This window comes from Pseudomonas sp. HMWF006, from assembly GCF_003061205.1.
In the GTDB taxonomy this organism is placed as follows: domain Bacteria; phylum Pseudomonadota; class Gammaproteobacteria; order Pseudomonadales; family Pseudomonadaceae; genus Aquipseudomonas; species Aquipseudomonas monsensis.
Genome location: NZ_QAIU01000281.1, coordinates 1 through 2,923, shown reverse-complemented (window position 1 = coordinate 2,923; position 2,923 = coordinate 1). Strand labels below are relative to the sequence as shown.

Genomic DNA, 2,923 nt, shown 5'->3' with positions numbered 1-2,923 from the left:
CCCTGTGGGAGCGAGCTTGCTCGCGAATACGTCGTGTCAGTCGACGTCGTTGTTGCCTGACACACCGCTTTCGCGAGCAAGCTCGCTCCCACAGGGTTTTGCATTGATCCGACGGTCTTGCTCCTGTCATCCGGCTTGTTCGGCGCCGCCGTCCTGGCTGCCTGGGTCGTGCTTGTTGTTATTACGGTTTGTTGTTTTCACGGATGACGGATGCGCACAGGCGCAACCGCCGAACCCGTGGGGGCAGTAAACAGTGATGAAATCGTGGGGGTGTCAGCGCTGGTTGCGTCGCGCCGCCCGTTGCCGGCAAGCCTCACCGAACGCCTGGAAAATCTTCAGGTACGGCGGGTTGTCCAGCACTTGCCATTCCGGGTGCCATTGCACGCCGAGGGCGAAAGTCGGGCTGTGCTCGACCGAGATCGCCTCGATCAGGCCATCCGGCGCCACGGCTTCGGCACGCAAGCCGGGGGCGAGGCGGTCGATGCCCTGGCTGTGAATCGAGTTGACCTGGAACTCGCCCGGCAATCCCAGCGCTTCGAACACACCACCGCCGAGTGCTGTCACGGCATGGGCCGGTGCGTATTGCACGGCGACATCCGGACTGTCGGCTTCGCGGTGATCGAGCATGCCCGGCAACTCGTGCACTTTCTGGTGCAGGCTGCCGCCGAACGCCACGTTCATTTCCTGGAAGCCGCGGCAAATGCCGAGCACCGGAACGCCCGCCGCGATGGCTGCACGCAATAAAGGAAGGGTGGTGGCGTCCCGCGCCGGATCGTGATCCGTGCCGGGGGCGCTGGCCGGGCCGTGATAGTGGAAGGGCTCCACATTCGAGGGCGAGCCGGTCAGCAGCAGACCGTCGAGTTGACCGAGCAGGTCTTCGATTTCAGTCAGGTTGCCAAGGGAGGGAATGACCACTGGAAGCCCCTGAGCGCCAACGCTGACAGCACGTACGTACTTGTCGCCGCTGATGTGATAGGGGTGCAGGCCAATCTGTTTGACGCACGCAGTAACGCCGATCAATGGCTTGAATGCCATTTTTATTCACCTCGAAGTTTGACACTTGAACGAGCTTTTCCGGAGCTTAGCCTCGTTGATTTTAATTAACAACTGCCATGTAAAAAATTCTAAACGCCGTTCATCAAATCTTCATGGATTCCGGCCTTGTGGCGCCTGCGTTGGCACGTGAATGTTAAAAAAAGCCCGAAAAATAAACGCTGAACGGCCGTGTGTTCGCTATTGACTTCACTTTGCCTTTCGGATTGACTGGCTCGGCGAAACAGCGGTGAACATAATAATTAACAGCTAAATAGGTGCATCATGTCGGTCCCTCTGCGTACCGTTCAACTCAACGAAGCAAACGCATTCCTTAAGAAATATCCTGAGGTTTTGTACGTCGACCTTCTGATTGCGGATATGAACGGTGTGGTGCGCGGCAAGCGCATCGAACGCACCAGTCTTCACAAGGTTTACGAGAAAGGCATCAACCTGCCGGCCTCGCTCTTCGCTCTCGACATTAATGGCTCCACGGTGGAAAGCACCGGTCTGGGCCTGGACATCGGCGACGCTGACCGCATCTGCTACCCGATCCCGGGCACCCTGAGCATCGAGCCGTGGCAAAAGCGCCCGACCGCACAACTGTTGATGACCATGCACGAACTGGAAGGCGAGCCGTTCTTCGCCGATCCGCGTGAAGTGCTGGCCAACGTCGTGCGCAAGTTCGATGAGATGGGCCTGACCATCTGCGCCGCGTTCGAACTGGAGTTTTACCTGATCGACCAGGACAACGTGAACGGCCGTCCGCAGTCGCCACGTTCGCCGGTGTCCGGCAAGCGTCCGGTGTCGACTCAGGTGTACCTGATCGACGACCTCGACGAATACGTCGACTGCCTGCAAGACATCCTTGAAGGCGCGAAAGAGCAGGGCATCCCGGCTGACGCCATCGTCAAGGAAAGCGCCCCGGCGCAATTCGAAGTCAACCTGCATCACGTCTCCGACCCGATCAAGGCGTGCGATTACGCGGTCCTGCTCAAGCGTCTGGTGAAGAACATCGCCTACGACCACGAAATGGACACCACCTTCATGGCCAAGCCGTATCCGGGCCAGGCGGGTAACGGTCTGCATGTGCACATTTCGATTCTGGACAAAGAAGGCAACAACATCTTTGCCAGCGAGGATCCCGAGCAGAACGCCGCGCTGCGACACGCGATCGGCGGTGTGCTGGAGACCCTGCCTGCGCAAATGGCTTTCCTCTGCCCGAACGTCAATTCGTACCGTCGTTTCGGCGCGCAGTTCTACGTACCGAACTCGCCGAGCTGGGGCATCGACAACCGCACCGTGGCCGTGCGCGTGCCAACCGGTTCGCCGGACGCCGTGCGTATCGAGCATCGGGTCGCCGGTGCCGACGCCAACCCGTACCTGCTGATGGCGTCAGTGCTGGCCGGGATTCACCACGGCTTGACCAATGAAATCGAGCCGGGCTCGCCGGTCGAAGGCAACAGCTACGAGCAGAACGAACAGAGCCTGCCGAACAACCTGCGCGATGCACTGCGCGAACTGGACGACAGCGAAGTCATGGCCCGCTACATCGACCCGCTGTACATCGACGTGTTCGTCGCTTGTAAAGAAAGCGAGCTGGCCGAGTTCGAGAACTCGATCTCCGACCTTGAGTACAACTGGTATCTGCATACGGTGTGATGGGTTCGGGCCTTTAAAAGCCGAAGAGCCCCTCCCCCTGCCCCCCTCCCGGAGGGAGAGGGGACTGACCGGGTTGTATTGAGATAATCAGCGACCTGAACGATCAAGTCGATTATGGATTCGGCAGCGATCTTTCAGGTCGGCGAAGATCCCAAGCACCCCCCAATCGGTCCCCTCTACCTCCGGGAGAGGGCTAGGGTGAGGGCAGCCATCTCAAGCCAGACACAAC

2 protein-coding genes are annotated in these 2,923 nt (G+C 59.4%); one reads left to right on the top strand and one right to left on the bottom strand.

Going from position 1 to position 2,923, the window contains the following annotated elements:
• Window positions 1-273 precede the first annotated feature (273 nt).
• The gene (locus tag DBR24_RS11505; protein ID WP_128614798.1) at window positions 274-1,035 is read right to left on the bottom strand and encodes a gamma-glutamyl-gamma-aminobutyrate hydrolase family protein; all 762 of its coding nucleotides are present in this window, start codon (window positions 1,033-1,035) and stop codon (window positions 274-276) included.
• A gap of 282 nt (window positions 1,036-1,317) precedes the next feature.
• Here DBR24_RS11505 and DBR24_RS11500 point away from each other — a divergent pair, with 282 nt between their 5' ends.
• Complete coding sequence (locus tag DBR24_RS11500; protein WP_128614797.1) at window positions 1,318-2,694, top strand: glutamine synthetase family protein; 1,377 nt, start codon at window positions 1,318-1,320, stop codon at window positions 2,692-2,694.
• Window positions 2,695-2,923: the final 229 nt, after the last annotated feature.